At 52.7% G+C, this 20,468-nt stretch carries 24 protein-coding genes; 19 read left to right on the top strand and 5 right to left on the bottom strand.

Annotated features, from left to right (window positions below):
• Positions 1-85: 85 nt before the first annotated feature.
• Complete coding sequence (locus QYL91_RS15560) at positions 86-598, top strand: hypothetical protein (protein WP_302083546.1); 513 nt, start codon at positions 86-88, stop codon at positions 596-598.
• A 69-nt stretch (positions 599-667) separates the two neighbouring features.
• The gene (locus QYL91_RS15555) at positions 668-1,285 is read left to right on the top strand and encodes a hypothetical protein (protein ID WP_302083543.1); all 618 of its coding nucleotides are present in this window, start codon (positions 668-670) and stop codon (positions 1,283-1,285) included.
• 29 nt (positions 1,286-1,314) lie between these two features.
• Here QYL91_RS15555 and QYL91_RS15550 read toward each other — a convergent pair whose 3' ends face one another.
• Positions 1,315-2,733 (bottom strand): Cdc6/Cdc18 family protein, encoded by a 1,419-nt coding sequence (locus QYL91_RS15550; RefSeq protein WP_302083541.1) that lies wholly within the window; start codon positions 2,731-2,733, stop codon positions 1,315-1,317.
• Between the two features lie 793 nt (positions 2,734-3,526).
• Here QYL91_RS15550 and QYL91_RS15545 point away from each other — a divergent pair.
• From QYL91_RS15545 to QYL91_RS15485, 13 genes are all read left to right on the top strand, one after another.
• Positions 3,527-3,835 carry a hypothetical protein gene (locus QYL91_RS15545; protein WP_302083539.1) on the top strand — a complete coding sequence of 103 codons (309 nt, stop codon included), beginning with the start codon at positions 3,527-3,529 and terminating at the stop codon, positions 3,833-3,835.
• Positions 3,822-4,046 (top strand): hypothetical protein, encoded by a 225-nt coding sequence (locus tag QYL91_RS15540; protein WP_302083537.1) that lies wholly within the window; start codon positions 3,822-3,824, stop codon positions 4,044-4,046. The genes QYL91_RS15545 and QYL91_RS15540 overlap by 14 nt, the downstream gene beginning before the upstream one ends.
• Before the next feature lie 339 nt (positions 4,047-4,385).
• Entirely contained in the window at positions 4,386-4,658 is a 273-nt protein-coding gene (locus QYL91_RS15535; RefSeq protein ID WP_302083535.1) for a hypothetical protein, read from the top strand.
• Positions 4,645-4,818, top strand: a complete 174-nt coding sequence (locus QYL91_RS15530) for a hypothetical protein (protein WP_302083533.1) — start codon at positions 4,645-4,647, stop codon at positions 4,816-4,818. Before QYL91_RS15535 ends, QYL91_RS15530 begins: the two co-directional genes overlap by 14 nt.
• Entirely contained in the window at positions 4,808-5,017 is a 210-nt protein-coding gene (locus QYL91_RS15525; RefSeq protein WP_302083531.1) for a hypothetical protein, read from the top strand. Before QYL91_RS15530 ends, QYL91_RS15525 begins: the two co-directional genes overlap by 11 nt.
• A complete protein-coding gene (locus QYL91_RS15520; RefSeq protein ID WP_302083529.1) occupies positions 5,014-5,496 on the top strand; it encodes a hypothetical protein in 483 nt (160 codons plus the stop codon). The genes QYL91_RS15525 and QYL91_RS15520 overlap by 4 nt, the downstream gene beginning before the upstream one ends.
• Positions 5,489-5,944 (top strand): hypothetical protein, encoded by a 456-nt coding sequence (locus QYL91_RS15515; RefSeq protein ID WP_302083528.1) that lies wholly within the window; start codon positions 5,489-5,491, stop codon positions 5,942-5,944. Before QYL91_RS15520 ends, QYL91_RS15515 begins: the two co-directional genes overlap by 8 nt.
• Positions 5,937-6,134 carry a hypothetical protein gene (locus tag QYL91_RS15510; protein WP_302083526.1) on the top strand — a complete coding sequence of 66 codons (198 nt, stop codon included), beginning with the start codon at positions 5,937-5,939 and terminating at the stop codon, positions 6,132-6,134. The genes QYL91_RS15515 and QYL91_RS15510 overlap by 8 nt, the downstream gene beginning before the upstream one ends.
• Entirely contained in the window at positions 6,131-6,442 is a 312-nt protein-coding gene (locus QYL91_RS15505) for a hypothetical protein (RefSeq protein WP_302083524.1), read from the top strand. The genes QYL91_RS15510 and QYL91_RS15505 overlap by 4 nt, the downstream gene beginning before the upstream one ends.
• Positions 6,443-6,633: 191 nt before the next feature.
• A complete protein-coding gene (locus tag QYL91_RS15500; protein WP_302083522.1) occupies positions 6,634-7,020 on the top strand; it encodes a hypothetical protein in 387 nt (128 codons plus the stop codon).
• Complete coding sequence (locus QYL91_RS15495; RefSeq protein ID WP_302083519.1) at positions 7,017-7,430, top strand: hypothetical protein; 414 nt, start codon at positions 7,017-7,019, stop codon at positions 7,428-7,430. Before QYL91_RS15500 ends, QYL91_RS15495 begins: the two co-directional genes overlap by 4 nt.
• A 352-nt stretch (positions 7,431-7,782) precedes the next feature.
• On the top strand, positions 7,783-8,127 hold the full coding sequence (locus tag QYL91_RS15490) for a hypothetical protein (RefSeq protein ID WP_302083517.1): 345 nt from the start codon (positions 7,783-7,785) through the stop codon (positions 8,125-8,127).
• A 747-nt stretch (positions 8,128-8,874) separates the two neighbouring features.
• Positions 8,875-10,113 (top strand): orc1/cdc6 family replication initiation protein, encoded by a 1,239-nt coding sequence (locus tag QYL91_RS15485; protein ID WP_302084063.1) that lies wholly within the window; start codon positions 8,875-8,877, stop codon positions 10,111-10,113.
• Positions 10,114-10,525: 412 nt separating this feature from the next.
• Here QYL91_RS15485 and QYL91_RS15480 read toward each other — a convergent pair whose 3' ends face one another.
• Positions 10,526-11,038 (bottom strand): hypothetical protein, encoded by a 513-nt coding sequence (locus QYL91_RS15480; RefSeq protein WP_302083515.1) that lies wholly within the window; start codon positions 11,036-11,038, stop codon positions 10,526-10,528.
• Positions 11,039-11,164: 126 nt separating this feature from the next.
• Between QYL91_RS15480 and QYL91_RS15475 the strand changes: the two genes are divergently transcribed.
• From QYL91_RS15475 to QYL91_RS15460, 4 genes are all read left to right on the top strand, one after another.
• Complete coding sequence (locus QYL91_RS15475) at positions 11,165-11,689, top strand: HNH endonuclease (protein WP_302083513.1); 525 nt, start codon at positions 11,165-11,167, stop codon at positions 11,687-11,689.
• 41 nt (positions 11,690-11,730) lie between these two features.
• A complete protein-coding gene (locus QYL91_RS15470; RefSeq protein ID WP_302083511.1) occupies positions 11,731-11,952 on the top strand; it encodes a DUF7120 family protein in 222 nt (73 codons plus the stop codon).
• A gap of 286 nt (positions 11,953-12,238) precedes the next feature.
• Positions 12,239-12,631: a hypothetical protein gene (locus tag QYL91_RS15465; protein ID WP_302083509.1), complete on the top strand. Its 393-nt coding sequence runs from the start codon at positions 12,239-12,241 to the stop codon at positions 12,629-12,631.
• A gap of 689 nt (positions 12,632-13,320) precedes the next feature.
• Complete coding sequence (locus tag QYL91_RS15460) at positions 13,321-15,837, top strand: PAS domain S-box protein (RefSeq protein WP_302083508.1); 2,517 nt, start codon at positions 13,321-13,323, stop codon at positions 15,835-15,837.
• A gap of 945 nt (positions 15,838-16,782) precedes the next feature.
• On the opposite strand, the gene QYL91_RS15455 is transcribed toward QYL91_RS15460, so the two are convergent.
• The 3 genes from QYL91_RS15455 to QYL91_RS15445 all read right to left on the bottom strand — a co-directional run bounded on the left by QYL91_RS15455 (position 16,783) and on the right by QYL91_RS15445 (position 19,915).
• On the bottom strand, positions 16,783-17,955 hold the full coding sequence (locus QYL91_RS15455; protein ID WP_302083506.1) for a tyrosine-type recombinase/integrase: 1,173 nt from the start codon (positions 17,953-17,955) through the stop codon (positions 16,783-16,785).
• Between the two features lie 281 nt (positions 17,956-18,236).
• Positions 18,237-18,869: a DUF7970 domain-containing protein gene (locus QYL91_RS15450; RefSeq protein ID WP_302083504.1), complete on the bottom strand. Its 633-nt coding sequence runs from the start codon at positions 18,867-18,869 to the stop codon at positions 18,237-18,239.
• Positions 18,870-18,877: 8 nt separating this feature from the next.
• Complete coding sequence (locus QYL91_RS15445; protein WP_302083502.1) at positions 18,878-19,915, bottom strand: ParA family protein; 1,038 nt, start codon at positions 19,913-19,915, stop codon at positions 18,878-18,880.
• Between the last annotated feature and the right edge of the window lie 553 nt (positions 19,916-20,468).

Below are 20,468 nucleotides of genomic sequence, written 5' to 3'. Positions count from 1 at the left end.
GGGAGCCGTGTTCGGGGGCGGAGTCAGGCGCGAGGTGACGAGGTAGGTTTTTGATGCAGAGACGGGCTAGGTCATGATGAGACCGATGGGATTGTACGATACGGTGAAAATTGAGGGTGGCGTAGAACTCCCGGCGTTCCCCAGTGAACTTGATGCGACTAAGCTGGCGTGGCAGACAAAATCACTGGGGACGCCAGCGATGCAAACGTACAAATTGACAAGTGATGGGCGGCTTCTCCGGTTAGAGGTTGACCATCGAGAGAAAACGTGTGAGGAGAAAGCAGCGGAAGCCGCTGAGCACGGGTTCGAGTCGTGGGAAGAATATGTTGCTGCTGTGGAGGACGCAAGCATCGAAGAGGCGGTAGACCGCGGGTTCCCGACAGGAGTGCCGAGTGAGACGGTGCAGTGCGACGAGTGGTGGGCAGATCACAATCAACACGGGAGTTTCGAAATTCACGCGAGCAGTCCAACCGAGTCAGCGTACGACATCATGTGGTCGTACGAAGCACGCTTCACGAAAGGAGAGTTAGATGAAATTGTGCTTCTTGGAGAGCGACATGGCGGCGGGCCAGATGCCGTCCGTGACGCTGTTGAGTGACTTTTTCACGTGATTTCCATCGTCGTGATGTCCGAACGTTCATTGCGGTGTCTGATTTGAGTAGTGAGTATGGAGCCAGGTGCTCGAGTCATTGATACTGACCTTGATGACGCCAACTCGGCGATCGTCGTTGCACGTCATGCCACGCCGATTTCCGAGTTTGAAATCGACGATGATGGGACGACGGTTGCTGATGTCAACGAGGACTATCCAGCTGATGATTCTGCGGTTGTGGTCGTGTTTGAGGAAGTGCTCGAAGGACTTGATGATGCGTGGGATGTGGCGACGCAGGGGTCGCTTCAGCATTTAGTGCGTGAAGAACCAGTGAAGACGTACACGTATCCGGAATCCCGACTCAGTGTGCGTGACGAAGCCGGTGATGTGATTCGTGTCCGGCGAACAGAGGATGGCGAGAATCGGTATGTGAACCGTCTCCGGGTGGACTCTGTGGGCGAGTCACTGGTGTACGGTGATGATTTCGATGGGGTTGACCACAATCACGGAACGCCGCGACCAGTATGCTTGAATCGTCCAGGAGATGTTGACCTTGAAGCAGGGAATCTCATTCGGGTTGTGTACGGCAACGAGAAAGACATTGGTGAAGAGTACCCGCCGTTGCTGGCTGCTGTGCAGACCGTCGAAGTGAAGGCAGCTAATCCATCTCCGGATATCTTACTTGACCTGTGATCTCCCTCCCAAGGTGGAGGTGTTACGCGTCAGGCTTTTTCTCGAAGATTGGAAACAAGTTCGTTGGTTTTGCCGGTGTCTGGAAGGTGTTCCAAAACAAGATCAACGTCAACGTCGATCCAGTATTTATTCTCAGCACCTTGCCCGCGTCCTTTTTGTTTGCGGATGAGGCCTTGATTTTCGAGGTCATTCATGAAGTCACGGAACCGCTTTTTTGACACGGTGTTTGTTTTAGTAGCACGACAATATTTTTTGTACCGGTTGAAGAGTTCCGTTGTTCGACCGGGTTCTGAATCGCTGACGCGTTCATACATCAGTGCCATGAGTGACACCAGTTTTTGAATGGGGAGTGTTTGAAGCCCCGTGACGATAGCTTTCTCTTCAAGATACTCATGCGCTTCTCTGACGTGGTCCTCGGTGATTTGGTCGTTACCACGGTCATCGGCGAACCGCGCAGCGCGGTTGATGAGTTTCAACGCACGGCGTGCGTCTCCAGTTTCTTGTGCAGCAAACGCAGCGCACAATGGGATGACGTCGTCACCAAGAACGTCACTGCGGAGGTTCTCCGGTACTTCTTCGGGTTCGTGCTCGCAATGAGGACTCTCGCAGTCATCGCATGAAAACCCGGTGTCGTGGAGGGCTTTTGCGGCACGACGAGAAAGAATAGATCGGAGATCACCTGAATCGTAGGGGGCGAAGACAACTTCATCTTCACCAAGGCTGGATTTGGCGTCACCGTCGAGATTATCTGTGTAGGTGAGGTCGTTGGTGATTCCGATGACGCTTAGTTTTGCGTTCTCAAGAGTAGCGCGTGGGAGCTCGTAAAGAATATAATCGTCTTCCCCGAGTGCGTCGATCTCGTCAAGGATCATGATGACTGTCCCGCCGATGTCCTCGATTTCACTGAGTGCTTGGAGGAGGAGTTCCTTGCGCTGGTAGCCTTTGGGAAGGTCTTCGCCAGGACCGTGACGAGTTTCGCGGAGGGATTTGACGAGATGAGCAAGTGCATTGTAGCTCTTTTCGAGACCTTTACATTCGACTTTGACGACGGTAACGTCGATGTCTTGCTCTGTTGCCCAGGTTTCGAATCCTGTTGTTTCAAGGTCTACAGCAACGGTTTTTCCTTGCCCGGTTTCCCCATAGACGAGGAGGTTAATTGGGGTGCCGCCCATTTCAATCGGACGGAGTGCAGAGTAGATCTCGTCGAGCTCCTGTTGTCGTTCTGGGAGTTCGGTTGGTCGGTACGTATCGACGTTCGGGTTAAGAGCGTCTATGTTATCGAAGAAGGTTTGTGATTCGCCGTAGCGCCGCATAGGGAACCGTGAGTAAGACATCACAATAAAACCCCCTGTTCCAGCACTTCCAACACATCGCACAAGGGGAGTCTCTTCCAGCAAATCGCGCGCAAATACCGTCGCCCTATCCAGCATTTCCGTGATGTCGGACACGGGGGGTTGTTTCCAGCAAACCGAACGCGGGAACCCCCTGTTCCAGCATTTCCGTGATGTCGGACACGGGGGGTTGTTTCCAGCAAATTGTCTGATCGCGGGGTACTCCCCCGTGGGAGGGGGGTGTTTCCAGCAAACTAGGTTATTGTGGATGAACTGGATAATGAGTTGCATCATGGGGGGAGGGGGGTGTTTCCAGCAAACTAGGTTATTGTGGATGAACTGGATAATGAGTTGCATCATGGGGGGAGGGGGGTGTTTCCAGCAAACCCACGAAGTCTAGTGCCAGTGACCTCCTCCTCGTCGTAACCGACGAAGCTCCCCGTACCGCAGCAGTGAGAGATTTACAGGCGGTCAAGGCGAATGCCACGGGGCTTGGCCCCGAGGCACTTCACTGATTACGCCCGCCGTGAACGGTGGGATTCTCTTGGTGAATCTAGATAGAGAGTTAGCATCTAGTCATAGAAACGTTTATTACTTAGACAGGTAAACAGCATCCGTACTAGGCATCTGCTGAAAACGAACCATCAACATTCTGGTGGTTGCACAGCCAATATCCACATTCCCACTGAGGAATCTAACTGTTCTCCACTTCTATTCGATTTGCTGGAAACACCCCTCCCCCTCTCCCGCTGTAGAATCATTCTGACTGTTCTCCACTTCTATTCGATTTGCTGGAAACACCCCTCCCCCTCTCTCCAGATGTAACGGGGATCCAGATGTAACGGAGAAATCGTGAAGGCACCCACAAATCCCGAGTATTGAAACCGATTGCGGTGCTCATTTAGTATGTATGAGTGACGCTGAGCGAGAACCATCTGCTGATGGTGGAAACACTGAGCCGCCAGAGTGGCTTCAGTCACCAGATAAGGGACTGCATCAGCACACGGAAACTATCAAAGATAGATTTCCTGAACCACTGTCGTTGTTGCTTATCGAGATGGCGGAGCGAAACCGCGAACACTGGTTGGAAGGTGAAGACTGGCGGGAAAACACGATTGGTGCTGATGATGTCCGGGAATATGGGCTGACAGAGAATCAGCGTCGGTGGGCTAATCAAATCGCAGAGCAGATGGGGGTGAGTCATGATGCCTACCGATGATCGAAACGGCGTCAAGAACGCGGAGTGGGAAATCGGAATCACGATTCTGGTGACTGGTATCGGCGCGTTCCTGGTACATGATGTTGCGAAAAGCATCGGTGGGAGTCAAAGTCAGGTGCTTTCAGCAACGATCGTAGCTGTTGTAGCGATGTCTGTGCTGTTCTATCACCAGCTGGGTGAGATTCGCGCAGTCACACAGGAGAACGAATGATGGCTGAAGATAAGCCTGAATCGGTGAAGTGCCAACACTGTGGTGAACGAGTTACTCCGCTCCGCCATGATGATACCGGGCTCTCATGCCCAGAGTGTGGAGTTGGGATTCCGTATCCAGAGGAGGAAGTATGACTGGTAACAAACAAGAACAAATTAACGAGCAGGAAACAGACGGTACTGAATGGTTCATCCACCGATATGAGTGCCCTGAGTGTGGTGCTATGACGCGTGCAGACCGCGCTGTAGGGTGCTTCCGGTGCGGGTCTAAAATGGAGCACGTTGAAAGAATCGGCGAAGTTGTGGACTCTGCACCCTCTACGGAGGAGTGTGAGTGATCATGCCCGATGAGCAACTAACAGGCGATTCCGAGCTTTTCAGCACCGACTTCCAGCAGGTGTTTGCCGTGCTTCAGAGCGGTCATACTGTTGAGATCATAACCCCCACTGGAAAAGAGCTTGACGTCTATTACGAACTCTCAGAGGTTGTAATCGTTGAATCTACCGGCTCCACTCACGCAGGTGACGCTGCTCGTGAGCGTCTGAAAAAGACACTCCGGTCAAAAGGCACGGAATGGTCACTGAAACAGCGGGTGAACAATGACTGGCACTGAGAACCGCGACCTTCCTAAGAAAGGGTATTGCCGGTTTTGCGACGAGGAGCAACCGTTAATCTGGAATCAGTATCTTGATTCCCCGGTCCCAGTCTGCCTGGAGTGTGACAACAAGCTGGTAACAGACGAGGTTCTTTCGGAGGGGAACAATGCCAACTGATGCTGTCACCAGTGCAGTCGATCAGAAGAAACTCTTGTGGGGATTGAAACGACTCGCGCTCTGGGGAGAATTAGACGCTGCGGACGGTGCAGATCCGCACGTCCGGTTTGAGGCGAAGTGCCACGCGAAGACGGCGTTTGAGGAGTGTTGGAGCGGCGAAGTAGAGGAGTGCGACGACCACGGGGTGAGTCCATCATGAGGGGGGTGGTGGACCGTATTCGTGGGGTCGTTAGTGACGGGGCGAGTGAGTGTAAACACGAGCGCGATGACATCTGGCCCGACGAAGACGAGCGTATTTGGCACCTTGAGGACACGTATCTCAAGGACCGTCGGTACTGGTCGGAACATGACGCTGCGTTCGTCGAACTCCGAGAGCGTGTCAAGGAGTTCCGGTGCTTTGGGTGCGGCGAGCAGCACACCATCGAGACGGGCGAGATGACGGGTAACGTCCGCTGGAAAGCGGATATGGAGACCGACGAGATCGCGGAGATGCGGGAGGAAACGAACAGCGGTTCCTACTACAACGGTCGTCTCTGGTGGGAAGATAACGTTTGGGACGGAGACGCTGAAGATGTTGCGACGCAGATCGACTGGCTGTCGGACATCGGTTATCAGGACTGGAAGCACCAGCAGTACGCACGGATAACACCCGGGGAGCTACAAAAGAACAATGACTGATCACCACCTATCAACCTATCATGTTGATGGAACACTCGTAGTTGAGTGTCCGAACAAAAACCGCGCTGACGACCAACATTTCATGGCAACAGTGCAGTACAACGACACAATCGATGATTCAAAGTACGAAGAGTTCATCGATGCAGCCCCCAGGTGTAAGGAATGTGGCGCTACCGTTGAATTCACTGCTTACAAAGAAAGCAGCATCTCGGCGAATCCGAACCCCGAACAGCGCAGTGACGATAACGAGCGGGGACTGTACGAGAAATACAAGGTCTACAAAGACGGCGAAGCCGTTTCGAATTGTTTCGTCCTTGAACCCGAGCACGACTCAGCAGCACGGGAAGCATTGCTTCGGTACGTCGAAGAAACCGACGACGAGGTGCTGGCCGAGGATCTGCGTGAGTGGGTGACGGATCTATGTACGCGGGGTGGCCGGGATGTCTGAAAACGGAACTGAACAAGCCAGCGACGAGGAATTGGTCGTTGTCGGCAAGTACGGATATCTCGCAGAAGATGACTTTGGGAGTCTATCGGAGGCACAGAAGGCGGTTGGTGACTACGACAAAAGCAGACCCGAACACGCCCCGCACGGGGTTGAAAACCGTTCCCTAAACTCGGAAAACGATCACTCATGACTCAGACCGAGCAAGACGCGTTCAGTTTCGAAAAGTGGCTGGATTCGGTCGATGGAGAGACAGTCGAAGTGACTATGGCTGAAGGTCTCGGTGGTCACGCCAGTAAGCTACTCACCCGTCGGGCTGCAACTAAGTCCGATATGACTCTCTGTCCGAAGTGTGAGGATATGCGGCTGCTTGTTGACGATGGTGAGCCAATCGGGTATTGTCCTGTTTGCGGCCACAGAATCCAATCAATGTTGGCACTTGGGACGCAATCGAAAGGGGATTGGGACAACATGGACGACGAGGTCAAGCCCGATGTCTGAAGAGTCCGGTGTCAGAAAAGAACAAAGATATCTACCAGTCTGCCACGATTGCAAAGTCGATCTCACACACCCACGAGACAATCGAGAGGCCGCAGAACGCGCCGCTGAACGCCACCGCGATCGAATGGAGCACGCGGCAGGTGTGCGCACAGTGGAATGATTTATCACGCAATCCGCCTTGAAGTTGAACAATGATAGACAGCAAGCAAAAAGAGAGTACGAACAGGAATCACTCCCCTCGGTGCAGTGGATGTAACGAGCTGATTGTCCCAGGTGAAAAAAGGCGACCATCCGATGAGGGAACTGTCCACGATGAGTGTGCTGGGTTAGTTCACACACCTCAAGATGACAGTCCGCGATACAAGTTCGCGCTGATTTTTACTACTTCCAAGTTACGAATATTCAAGCAACCGCCAAGCCCGCTTAGACCGGGTAGATTCAACAATTCTGACTGGGGGCTGGTCGATACAATAGCAGAATACAACCACTCTAAAATTGATATTGAAGGCGGGAAATTCGCTCACGAACGTGGCGTGACAATCCTCTACGCAGAGGATATCACTCAACATCACTCATGACTGCATCGCAACAGCCTGAAGAAGTCTCACGGACTGTCACAGTGAAGGTGTGGGAGGGTAGTCAATTCGACAGTGCTGATGAGTTGGTTAATCAGGAAAACCCAGACGAGTACGAACTCCCCGTTGTTGATCTAGAATATGGCGTGTTGGATGCACTGTCAGACGATGCCCGAGTTATTCTCGCTGACGACATTGATCATCACGGTACGTACGCGTTTCTCGTCGAATCAGACAGCAACGATGTCGTGTTGAACGTGCATACGAATGATTCGTACCACGATCCAACGGACTGGGACAACCCAATCGAGCGCGGGCTTACATATCGCAGTGATGAAGATGACATCCCGCCGTTCAAGTGCGAGCTCTGGGGGCGCATTATGATGTGGGTTGAACCAACAGACCCTTATTGACCTCCTCCACACGACTGAAGTCGTGGGATTCCTCCGTGGGTAATCCAACCAGTTGATTATCCCGGCTGTAACGCCACTGTTGTTAGCGCCTTGCGCTAACTGGTGTGTTCTGACCAGGCCACGAAAGACGAACTTTCACTAGGCGCGGCACCCGAAACACGAGTATGGGAAGCACGAAAGAGAACGTCGCTTCTGAACCAGCGGTTCTTGGAACGCCACCTGCTGACGAAGAAGGGTACTGGTTTACAGAAATTTCGTATCACCATCCGTTTTGCGCGCCAACTGCTGATTCAGTAAGCATTCAGACCTGGTTTTCGCCACATGGATTGCAAGTGTCCGGGAGGGTTGAGGTATGACTTCGAGTCCGAGTGTCAGTGAGGAACCGGAGGTAGTGTGTCTTTGCGGGAGTACAAAATTCAAAGACGCGTATCGCGCTGAGAATCAGCGACTCTCACTGAATGGGAAAATTGTGTTGTCTGTCGGTCTGTTCGGGCACGCTGATGATGTTGATCTCAGTGCAGCTGAAAAAGATATGCTGGATGAACTCCACAAGCGGAAAATTGATTTTGCAGATCGCATCCATGTCATCGACGTGGATGGGTATGTCGGTGAGAGCACGCAATCGGAGGTTGAGTATGCGCGTGCCCACGACATCCCGGTGACGTGGTACAGTGAGCGGACAGATGAAACAAAGTGAACTACGCTGCCCTACTCACCCGTGACGGAGCAGGGCCGGGTGGAATGACTGCGGCGAACAGTAACGAGTGATACTTAGGTGGATGAGTCAGGGTAGTTATGTGGACACCCACACCCCGAGTGTCGAGTGTAAACTGTAGAGAAAGAGGGGTAGAAGCCTTTGAAGACTGTGTTAGGATTGCTGTTGTGGTTAGATGGAGTTCTTACTCCTCAGATACCTGTTATTATAGTTAAGGAAACTATAAGTGGGTGGTGGATAAACCATACCCGCAGGACAAACTCTCATGGAGTGAGGAGGAGTCCACGACTCCTCAGCCCACAGTTCAGCACACTCTATTTCCCGCATACACCACTCAGAAATAGGGACAGGCAGCTCAGGGCTTCACACCCTTCTAATTTCAAGTGTTACACTCGACGCCTGGGGTGCGTGCCTGTTTCAATATTCCCTCTCAGAGATCTCATTGCTCCCTATTACATTCGACACCTGGGGTGCAAACATCATTCGACATCTGGTCTTCACACTACGATTAGAAGACTCACGATAGATACTCTCACTAGTTTATAGCAAGCAGATTTACACTCGACACTCGGGGTGGGTGAACCACTAGCATTTATTATCTTGGAACCTGGCGTCGAGTGTATGGATTCAAACACTGGCGCAGACACACCCCACGAAAGAGAGGAGAATAAACCCTCTTCACATAGAAAAGACGGTAACACAACCACTGACGATGACTCAGCGGATTCCATGTCGCAAAGCTCATTAGGCGATATTTGGGCTAGTCCAGACGCAATCTTCGCACGGAAAGAACTGCTCAATATTGACCACATCCCTGAGGAAGACCGTATTATCGGCCGCGACGACGAGATCGAAGATCTCGCGTCACAAATCCACCCAGCCGTCCGTGGTGGGTCACCACGGAATACACTCATCTACGGGAAAACAGGCACTGGGAAATCACTTGTCGCTAAGCATGTTACGCAAAGCGCGCAAAAATTTGCAAAACAACAGGGCACTAAGATGGGGCGTGTCTACATTGACTGCACGCAATCAGCGACAGAGACACGCGTTGTGATTAACACTGCACACACCCTCAACAACCCTGATAAAACAGGAATCTCAATTCCAGTAACTGGCCTTGCAACTGACGTTTACTATCACCGACTCTGGCAAATCCTAGATGAACTCTATGACGTGGCTATCATCATCCTTGACGAAATTGACAAACTCAAGGACAACGAAATTCTCATGCAGCTGTCGCGGGCAGGCGAATCAGGTAAAGTTGATTCTTGCAAGGTCGGAATCATTGCTATCAGTAACAAAATCTCGTTCAAAAAGTCGCTTGATGAACGGATTCTCAGCAGCCTTCAAGACCGCGAATTCATTTTCCCACCATATGATGCAAATCAACTCCGTGCAATTATGCGGAATCGCGCAGACGCCTTCCATGATGGTGTTCTGACCGATGATGCCATCCCACTCAGTGCTGCGTTCGCTGCTCGAGAACACGGTGACGCACGGAAAGCGCTGGATATTCTACGGAATGCTGGTGAATTAGCGAAACACGAAGACTCAGAACAAGTCCAAGAACACCATGTTCGTGACGCACGCGAGAAGGCAGACATCGATCGGTTTTCGCAACTCCTCGAAGGGCAACCAACACAGGCAAAAGCCGCGGTGTACGCGTTATCGTTGCTGGCTGAGCATGAACGTGACAACGAATTCTCAACGCGAGAGATTTACGATGTGTACAAAACTGTCTCAGATGAACTGGACATGGATACCTTGTCGCACCGAAGGATGCATGATCGACTCAGCGAGCAGGTATTTCTTGACATTCTGGGGGAGAGTGAACGCGTCGGACGTGGGCGCGGGCAAGGTGTAACAAACTATTATTTCCTCATGGAAGACTCGCATACCGTACAGAAAGTCATCCATCAAGACAGCCGATTTGAGGATCTTGATAACACTGACTTCCGAGTGTGACCTCCGATATATAAGCTAAAACCCGTGTTATCAGGGGTTTACATTCGACACCCGGGGTGGTCGATGACCACAACTCTAGAACACGACATCCCCGCCGTTACACTCGACGCCCGGGGTATGCAAAATCATCCTTCAAACTATAGTAATCTCCAGAAGTATCTACTCACACCTCACACTAGATCTCCGAGAACCAACGAGATACGCCGGTCTTCGGCGGGTATCTCTGCAAAGACTTCCAGATTCTACTATAGGTAGAACCAGTCACTTTCTGTGTACAGGCGATCAAGGCGACTGCCCCGGGACTTGACCCCGGGAGTGAGTCCACCAAACCTCTGAATAGCTTAACCACGTGATTTCAGGGGTTTACATTCGACACCCGGGGTGGTGACACACAAAACAAACGCGGTTGTCCCTACGAGAGCTTTCGCACAGCGGTAACTGGACTGTCATCACGCTCAACGATCGCGGTAACCTTCTCTGCTGGAAGGAGAAGATTCTCTCCGCGGCGGCCGGGGGCTCGTTCACGCTTCAACACAACGTATTCCTCGCCATCAAGCGGTAACTCCGCATCAATGTCAACGTCTAACGGGTCGGTCGTGGTTGTGGTTGCGCCACGGGTTTCAATCTGCCAGAACCTGCCGTCTCGAATGAGATGCGTTGCTTCGTCAAGTGGGACTTCGAAGAAAATCCCGTAGTCGAATTCGTGAACTGGCACCTCAACGCATTTGACTGGTTCTGCCTCTTTGCGTGACTCGACGTCTGCGTTGTTGGCCCAGGCCTGCCAGACTCGGTGCCCGGCTATGGTGTCGCGTGGATACTCTCGAGTCCCAAAACAGACGAACATCCCGAAATCCCAGAGGTACTCACCGTCATTCAGGATGCCTTCGGCGTCGTAAACGTCCGCAGTAAGGACTGTTTCGCTCACAACAGCGTTACTGCTGGGGGGAAGGTAAAGATTCGGCTTTCCGACTCGAAAGTCAGTTGAGGGCACTCTGTTGTCCAGTCTTTATACGAATATCGTGCCTACTTAGCCGTGATTGGTGAGCAGTAGATGAAGCGACAGGAGAAGTTGAACAAGTCGATGGATGAGTTATTTCCGCAGCAAGCGCTGGATAAGTTCCGTGTGTGCAATGAGGAAGTGGTGGATGCGCGGTGGAATTACTGCTCGGAGCGATGTCGAGAGATTGCGCAGGCGGTACAGAAAAAATTCACCTGGACAACCGTGCGTGAACGAATTCTTGAGCGTGATGACTACGTGTGCCAAGAGTGCGGGGTAAGTCGAGAAATGTGGGAGCGAGCGTATTGCCAGGTTCATGAAATCGCGGAGGAACGCGTCACTGAGGGTGAGACTAATGGTGAGCGGCCTCGGAAACAGCAAATCCTAGACCAGTATGATGTGGAGTCGCCGGAATTCCACGTAGATCATATCACACGTGTCGCGGATGGTGGGCACCCGTTAGAGGAGTCAAATCTACAAACGTTGTGCAAGCACTGTCACAAGGCGAAGACAACAGTAGAAAACCAGGATGATGCGATTGAGCAGCGCCCGGAAGTCGGGCTTGATGAGTATTTGTAGCCCGGCGAAGTTTTTTATAGTTCAGGCCACGCACCTGAGGTATGGGCACTATCGAAGCACAAGTCCCAGATCAACTCGAACATGAGATCGCACGCCTCGTCGAAACTGGCGACTTCACGAGCGAGGCCGAAGCACTCGAATCGCTCATCAGCACTGGTCTCACAGCACACAAAGCCAACGCAAGACATGACGACGACCCCGACCCTGACTATGCCGTAGACGACCCCGTCGGTCACCACAATGAAGATGAATACGCGTTCTAACACCCTTCACAGCGTACCCTCGCAGAACTGGTGTGAAACGACCAGCAGTGATTGGATGGGTCCCTGACTTTTGTCCCGGAGTACGCACTACACATAGATACCAATGAGCTCTGGTGAAGAACCAACAACAAGTGAACTCCAGCTGGCTGTGCGATGTCTAGTCTGTGGTGCAGATGAAACAGAGTCCCCAGGCGTCGACGTCAATGAAACTGCGAGTGCATCTGAGTCGGTGGTGTCGGAAATGGAACGGGAATTCATTTGTCGCAGCTGTGGCACCACAGAAACTGTGGATCCAGCCGTCCTCCCAGAGGTGTCTGCGGACAACTTCGGAACAACGAACGTCCCAACTGATGAAGAGATGCCGGTCCACATTGATGATACCGCCATTCAGTACAAAGAAATTGAAGAGTATGTGACGGTGACAACACTCTACAACCGGGATGGAGTGGCCACGCACGGCCGAATGCACGAAATCCGCATCCATGCGTTGAATCCGCCGACACTCACAGAAGGGAATGCGCACGATGTCCAACTTGGAGAGCACCTCGATCAACGGATGCTCCTGACGAACGTCCGATACTATTCAAACGATAACCCGTGGAGATTACTCGCGTTTTCTCGGAATATCGATGACAAGACTGATAGTGAAATCACGTCCACCCGTCACAAAACCCACTGACTATCCATGCGACTCACACACTACCACTCAAACCATTCTTGGCTGAATTGACGTCCTCCCACGACTGAAGTCGTGGGACTCCTCCGTGAGACCTCCCGGATGGAGGGCTCCGGCTGTCAGCTTGCGGGTTCGCTGATGCGTCTTCGGCCCTCTCGGTGAGGGTGTGGCGTGTTCAGTGTATCCGCTCGACGTACCCCGCCCGATCGGGCGTGGGTCTCACGGGCGTTCAGCACCGTGAGCAGCGGGCCGCGCCATCGGCCCGACCACGCGGTTTCAGCCACCGTGGCGTGGTCGTAGGGTGACATGCCAACCGCTGCTGGTTGGGCTGCGAAGGTGTGTGAGTGTGAGTGGTGAGACCGGATCGTGGCCATCTTGAGCATGACCCGGTTCCCCGCAGCAGCATGTCGCATGTCCACTCCAATCAACACGACAGACGAACATAAAGAATCGGATTTTCATCCCACGACTAAAGTCGTGGGCATTCAATCACTCACCACGTGTAAGTGTTAGGAAGCATATCCGAGCGTGATAGTGCTGTTGCGCCACCGACAATGCCAAACACATATATCTGCACGCGCCGAAGAATTTCGCACGAACATTACCCCTGGTGGTAGTTTTCTGCTCCACGTGAGCAAGACCCTACCAGGACTTAACAGAACACTCACAACACGAAATCAACGAGGATGACTATGGGAGGAACTCTACACGCGCTTTACGTGTCGGTATTCAGCGTTGCTGGTCTTGTCTGTCTCGGCGCACTGTCCGGTGTCCAATCGCTGTCGCATTCCGACATCCGCCGTGGACTCGGCGGATTATTCCTCTTGAACGGTGTCTGGGCGCTCCTGATGGCGGTGCAACTCCTTCTTCCATCGTTAACGAGCAAACGCATCGTGTACATTCTCGGGCTTATCGCTGGGATTGCGACGGTTTTCGCGTGGCTATACTTTGCGTCAGCTTACAGTGGCCGCCAGTATCACCGGTCGCGGGCGTTGCGACTTGTCGGTCTGTCCGTGTTCAGCGCGATCGTTCTTGTCAAGGTGACAAACCCGATTCACGGGGCGTACATGGATATGCAGATTATTGCAGAACCGTTCCGGCACGGGCGCGTCACACACTTTGCTCCTCACTGGATGGCGACTGGGTTCTCGTACACTGCCTCTGGAATCGGATTTTGGTTTCTCTTCGATTCGTTTGCCGACGCCGATACTCGTCCTACTGCGCTCTATCTACTCGTGTCAGTTACTGCATTACCTCTCATCCCCTACATTGCGGGGTACTACGGGGGAGGCCCATTCTTGGTGCTGAATTACGAACCCATCGGCGTCGCTATCTTCGCGCTCGGCGTACTCTGGTATGCACGCGGTGAATTCACTCGACTCAGCAATCCTGACCAATCAACTATTGCTGAAAGCATCTCAGAAGGCGCACTCATTTTGGATGATCAGGGGAAAGTCATTAACTACAACGACAGCGCAGCTGCCATTCTCGAGCACAGCCCTATCCAAGGGCAGACTCTCTACAGTGCCGACGCGGAACTAGCAAACTTAGGCCGTGGTGAAAAGACTGTCATATCTCGAACTGTCGGTGACCAGCCTGCCAAATTTGAGGGACATCGAACGACTATTGAGGCTGAAACTGCGTCTGAAGCAATCACTCTCACGGACGTAACTGAAATCGTCCACCTCGAAGATGTCGCGCGGTTATTCCGCGAACTCAACAAAGTCCTCATCGAAGACATGGACCCAGCCGAGTTTACGACGCTCATTCCCGAGAAGTTGGCCACCATCGATGCGTATCGAATGGTCTGGTTGTCTGCCCGAGCGGACGACGAAACTGGGCACGTCGCTGGGCAACCAGATGGATACGTTCAGTCCCAACGTGGTGATGTGGAGAGTTTTGACCCAGTGCGAAAAGCTAGTGAAACCGATGAGATTCAGGTCATAGACGTCGATCCTGATAGCGAGACAGGATGGGAAGCCACTGCTGCTGACCGGGGTATCACTGCATGTCTGGTGGTCCCACTGGAACTCCCAATCGGCGAGGGGTATGTTCTTGGTGTGTACACAACGGTTCCGGACGGATTCAGTGACGCTGAAGTCGAATTATTCCGAGATATCGGTGAGGCTATCCCGAACACGATTACAGCCGTCAAAGCTCACCGAGAAGCAACTGAGTATCAAAAAGCGGTTGAACACGCTGGATATGCAATCTTTATCACTGACGTCGACGGGACAATACGTCACGTTAATCCCGCATTTGAGGAGATTACTGGTTACACGGCTGAGGAAGCAGTCGGGAAAACTCCGCGAATCCTCAAATCCGGTGAAATGAGCGAAGAATACTACGAACGACTTTGGGCCACGATTTTGGATAGTAATGTGTTCTCCGAAGAAATCATCAATAAAACGAAAGCCGGAGATCGATATCTTGCTCGGCAGACAATCGCCCCAGTGACCGATGAAACCGGTGACCCAGTTGGATTTGTCGCCATCCAGGTCGAACAGACTGAAGACCTCGTCCGGAAACAACGCCTGTCTGTGCTGAACCGACTCCTCAGACACAACCTTCGAAACGAATTGAATGTGATTGATTTCCAAATGGAGATCCTCGAAGATCTCTACGAATCACCACACGATGCCAGCGAAACGCATGCTGAAGCCCGTGATGCTATCCAAACAGTCCAACGCGTAACCCAGAAGATCATGGCTCAGTCTGAGAAAGCCCATGAAATCGAGCAGATTTTCGACCAGTTAGATGCCACAGAAAATCGCATCCCGATGACAGCCATCACAGAATCTGTTCGAGAAAAACTCGAAGACACTGAACCACGCACCTCGCTTGACGTTGCTGACACTCTCACAGAGTACGAAGTCAACCCGCGAATTTTGACCGTCTTAGATGAGCTCATCACGAACGCTACTAAGCACAACGAGACTTCCGACCTGGAGGTAACCGTCACTGCATCACTCACCGATGACGGAGAGATTCAGTTCTCGGTGAGTGATACTGGGAGTGGTCTTCCCGAGCAAGAACAGCATATCCTAACAGAAGGTGAAGAAAGCAAACTCAGTCACAGTAGCGGACTTGGCCTGTGGATGGTGAGTTGGATTACGACCTACTGTGGAGGAATGCTAACTGCTGATGTCGATTCTGACGGAACCACGATTCATGTGTTCCTCCCGGCATGGCCTTCAGAAACCGAATGAGCGGGTGGCGGCTCGCAGTCGTTACTCTTCCGCGAGAAGTAATGAGTTAGCGCATAGCGCTAACTGGCTGACAGAGACAATTCGAGTCTTTCACTCTCCGATCTGCGCTTGACGAATCGAAACCAAATCCTTAGCCAACCGAGCACGGTCAGCACTCCCGTCAGTCACTACTAGTATGTCTGGCCCAGGGTGAACGGGAGCTGTATCGTCAACGTGGATTCCCGTTTTGTCGAGACCCGGTAACGACACCATACAACCATTCCCAGCTGCCCGCACACTCGCATCCATCCCATTATAGATACTCCCGGTGTCTCGTGCTGCACTGGCAACCAATTCTGCGATGTGCTCAGACTTCATCTCACTCGGCCGCACAACTAACAGTGCTTTGTCAAACCCGTAGACACGGACATCAGCGAGGTCAGCCCATCGCTCGACGCCGGTTTTCCCTTCACCAGTCGCAAGTTCTGCGAGCTCGGCTGCACGTGCTGGTTTTGTGACCTGGAGTGCAGGGCCCTCCCCACTTTGCTTAACTGTATTCGGCATACTTCGGAATGGCACTGATCCCTCTTGAAAGTTAGCGCAATACGCTAACTGATAGGCATGTGCAGTACTGTCCAATCGCTCAACAACCTGTATGTGCAGACTCGCTGAGCTGAGTGAGAGAACTGCGCGGGTGAAGAAACAGTAACGCAGCTATTTTCGGCTGTTTTTCGGTTCCTCGCTGGCAGTCGCATTTTCTGATAGGTTTCAGTAGCCTGATCGGGGTGAGATACCAGAGGTAGAGAGTCAGAACTGGGTAAATCCGTGAACGCTCAGCGAGACATTCGCAACTCAACGGCCCGGTAATAATGTAGCGACATATGGTTTATTGCAACAGTGCGATAAGAAACCCGGTTTTTGAGGTGTTAACGGCGTGTTTTCACCGGAAACCCGGTGTCTCTTCTGCTACTCCTCTTCCGTGTCCGAGGGTTGTGAAGCCCCTGAAACAGCATCTGCGGTGTTCTCAGCTACTTGCTTAGCCTGAATATCACTGTATGACTCATGCGTTGTCCGGATCGAAGCGTGCCGGAGAAGCCCCTGTGCATTCACAATCTCTCCCTGTTCATACAGAGTATGCCCAAGGCCACGACGCGCGCCGTGCGGCTTGAGGTATTCTCCATCAATGTCCAGACCAGCATCGTCACAGAGTCGTTTCATCAGGCTGCGAGCGCCGTTCTTGGATATCGCAGGTGGAGCAACCTCCGTTTCTCGCAGTGCTTCATCAACCGTCATCTCCTCCAATAATCCGGCTGTTTCGGCCTCGCCAAGCGCATCAACCAGGGCCTCGCGTTTCGAGGGGGTGTGCCCCGTGGGGAAGACAGGCCAATCGTCTATCGGAGGCGACTGAACGCGGTTATACCATCGCTCAAGCGGGGGTTGAGTAGCTGGATACCCCGGCCGCGACTCCTCTGTGAGCCCAATCGTCTCCCAGCTTCGGGACTTCCCAAGGACAGTAATCGTCCCAGCGTCGAAGTCAACATCTGTCCAGCGGAGACCGTTACGTTTCTCATCATGAGGGTCACGGAACAGCTCAGCGCCGCGTGCCCCCGTCAAGGTGAGCAGATACACGAGTACACGATCCCGATACGCTGGCTCGAGAGATGTGTTTGGGTCGTCGTTGAGGGCTTCATCTGCGCGTTTTGTGACGTACTGGATGATTGCTTTCCGGTCGCGTTCGCCCCAGAATTGTCTGTCGCGGTCGCCGGTATCTTCTGGGAGATATTCTTGAGTGCGATCTGGTTCAGCAGGGTTTGTCGTGAGTAACCCGTCGCGTTTGCAGAATTCTAAGAAGGCACGGGTGTATGCGAAGTAGTTGTGAGCTGTTGAGGCGGCGATTTCGTCGTTGTCTGTGCGTTCTCGGAGTTCGTATCCCCAGTCACGGCAGGTGTCGGTTGTGATCTGTTCGACTGTCGTGATGCCGTTTTCGGCGAGGAATGAGTGGAAGGATTCGGTGCCGTCTCGGAGGACGTATCGGAGTGTGTTTTCTGAGCCGCCTGCATCGAGACTGTGGAAGTAGCGGTCGAGTGCGGTTTCGATGGGTGTTTCCCCGGGGTTAGCGGGGTTCTGAGTGGGTGGCACGATTTATGCTTCGCATACGGCGGAGGGGTACGTAAATCTACTGCACTAACTTGCTGTTTAGTTCAGTGCAGAGTTCCAGAACCTCATCGGCGCTAAACCCGGGTTTTAGACATTCTACCCGCTGAATCACCACTCATACAAGCAATATAAACCATATAACGCTATAGCAAATACCGCCCTCGCCGCCACCCCTGCCAAAACACGCTAACTACCGGAAAACAACACTCTCAGCCACATAACACACTTCACCGCTTCGAAAAACAGCGAGAATCCGAGGACGACTACTCGTCAGCCCGACAGCCCCACTCGTGCATCGTCCCAACTGCGTCGTCGAAATTCCGTAGCCCAGCGATGAAGATCGCCTCTTTCACGTCCGTCTCTGTGACATCATCACCGAAGATGTCCTCTGCTTGCCGCTTTGCCTGTTGGTACGCATCGTCGACGTGATCCTGGAAGTAAATCCAATCATGGTCACGCGCTTCCTGTGCACCCTTCCGTGAGAATAAGAAGGGGAACTCGTGCGAATCACTTGGGTCAACCGCTGGCGTGTCGATAGCCTCAGCCACCGCCATCACTTCAGCACGTTCATCTCCCACAGCGACATTCTCGGGGTCAGGCGAAGATCCAGTCTCAACACCGGGTGGGGAAGCAGTCTGTGAGGCGTCTTCCCCCCGGGTTGACCCGCCATCATCACCCTTCGAAGGCTTTGTTTCCGCCGTGGTTCCGGAATCCGAAGTTGGTTGGGGCTCGTCAGCGACTTCCGATTCGGGTTCCGCGTCGGATTCTTGCGGTTCCGTCTCGGGTTCGGCACTCGTACTTGCCCCTGTGTCTCGGGATAGCAGACCGCGGTCGTCGTCGTATCCTTCGTCCGTTGCGCCGTGGGTCACTTTGTCGTCGTCTTCGTTAGTAGCCATTGTTCAGTTCAGTCAGCAGAGTGTGGTTGTGCATTGTCGGTACTGTCCGTGAGGTGGTCTGGGAGAATTTCTTCTTCCCGTTCTTTGTTCTTCAGGGAGCCGTTGTACCCGCGGAAAACGGACTCTGCGGTGTACGGCCCGTCAAGGTCGTTGATTTCGCCGGCCTCGATGAGGTCAGCGAGCGCTTTGTACCGTTGAAGGATCACTTGTTCACAGGAGGAATCCCGTAGGTCGCGCGTGTCGTCACGCTCAATGAACTCTCGAAGCGTCACCTTGTTCGACAGACTCTCCGAGACAGCTTTCGCTTCGGGGATGCCAAATGGAGTGACTGGTTTTTGCTTCAGGTGGAGGCTGTAGAGCCCATCTTTTTCTGTATTTTGCAGCGTAGCGAAGTTACCGGTGCCGTGACTAAGTCCGTACGGGATGACGCCGATAATCCCGAGGGATGCGGGCCCAGCACCCATCGCTTTCAGCTCCCGGTTGAGGCTTTTCTGTTGACGTTCAATGTATGACTCGAGTTCCTCAATGCTCCCGGCGCCCTTTTCGGAGAGTTCGATTGGGGCGACGACGTTGCGAGTGCTGACGATCGCGTTGGCGACGAGCTGGGCGCGGGAGCCCTGCACGTCCACGAGGATGTAGTCGTACTGTTTGTCGAGTTTGGCCTCTGTGATGAGACGCCGAATCACCATCAGTGGGTTCCCGTCGTACTTCGCAGTGATTTCGCGGGCGAAGTCTTCGAGGTCGCGGTGTGATGGAATGAGGTCGTACCCGAGGTTAATCTCGGGATGGTCCCCAGGCACGATGATGTCGTTCAGGTCTCTGTCGTCACTGAAGACGACGTCTAACAGGTTGTATTCGTCGGCCGTGCGGAGGTGTTCCATCCCGACGAACTTGGTGAGACCACCGTGTTGCGGGTCGAGGTCAATGCAGAGGACGTCGTTACCTCTGGATCCGAGGATATCGCCCACGTTAGACGTTATCGTGGTTTTACCGACGCCTCCAGCGTCCGTCCAAAACGTTGCTGCTCGTTTAAGTCCTTGCGCCATATGTCCGTAGTACTGTGGCAAGGTAATAAAGCCCCGTCAGACATACGTCAGTCGTTTCCCACGATACATACATATACACGGGTTACCTTAGAAGTTAACTCGTAAGTTAACTTGTGAGTGAACATATAGGGTAACAAGTTAACCTGTTTCATCAACAAGAACCTTAGTTACAACAGAACAAGTTAGTACCGTAAGAGATTCGTGAGGGATGACCTGACTAAGCAAGTAGGCTACTGTATGAAGGACTGAGTGCAGACACTACGTGGTGTCATCGTGTCTGAACGACAGTACCTAATTATAGAGGAAGGACTTCAAAGAGATAGGAGTGGACAAGGACAGATCCTCAGAGATACGTGAAGGTGTTGTAATATTCAATCGCTAGGTCAACAACTTGAAGGTGACTTTGGATGTGTTCCCAGTTACCCACTGTTTTCTTCATCTCCCGAATTATCTCAACGTTATCCGTATCACTTGCGCACGCACAGGGGCTCTCTGGTGAGTCTACATCATACGCTACCTCCCACTCGTCAATCTGGGCTTGGAGGTCAGCCTT

This window comes from Salinibaculum rarum (assembly GCF_030505615.1).
In the GTDB taxonomy this organism is placed as follows: Archaea; Halobacteriota; Halobacteria; order Halobacteriales; family Haloarculaceae; genus Salinibaculum; species Salinibaculum rarum.
Note: the sequence above shows the minus strand (reverse complement) of the source record. Positions and strands in the feature narration are given on the sequence as shown.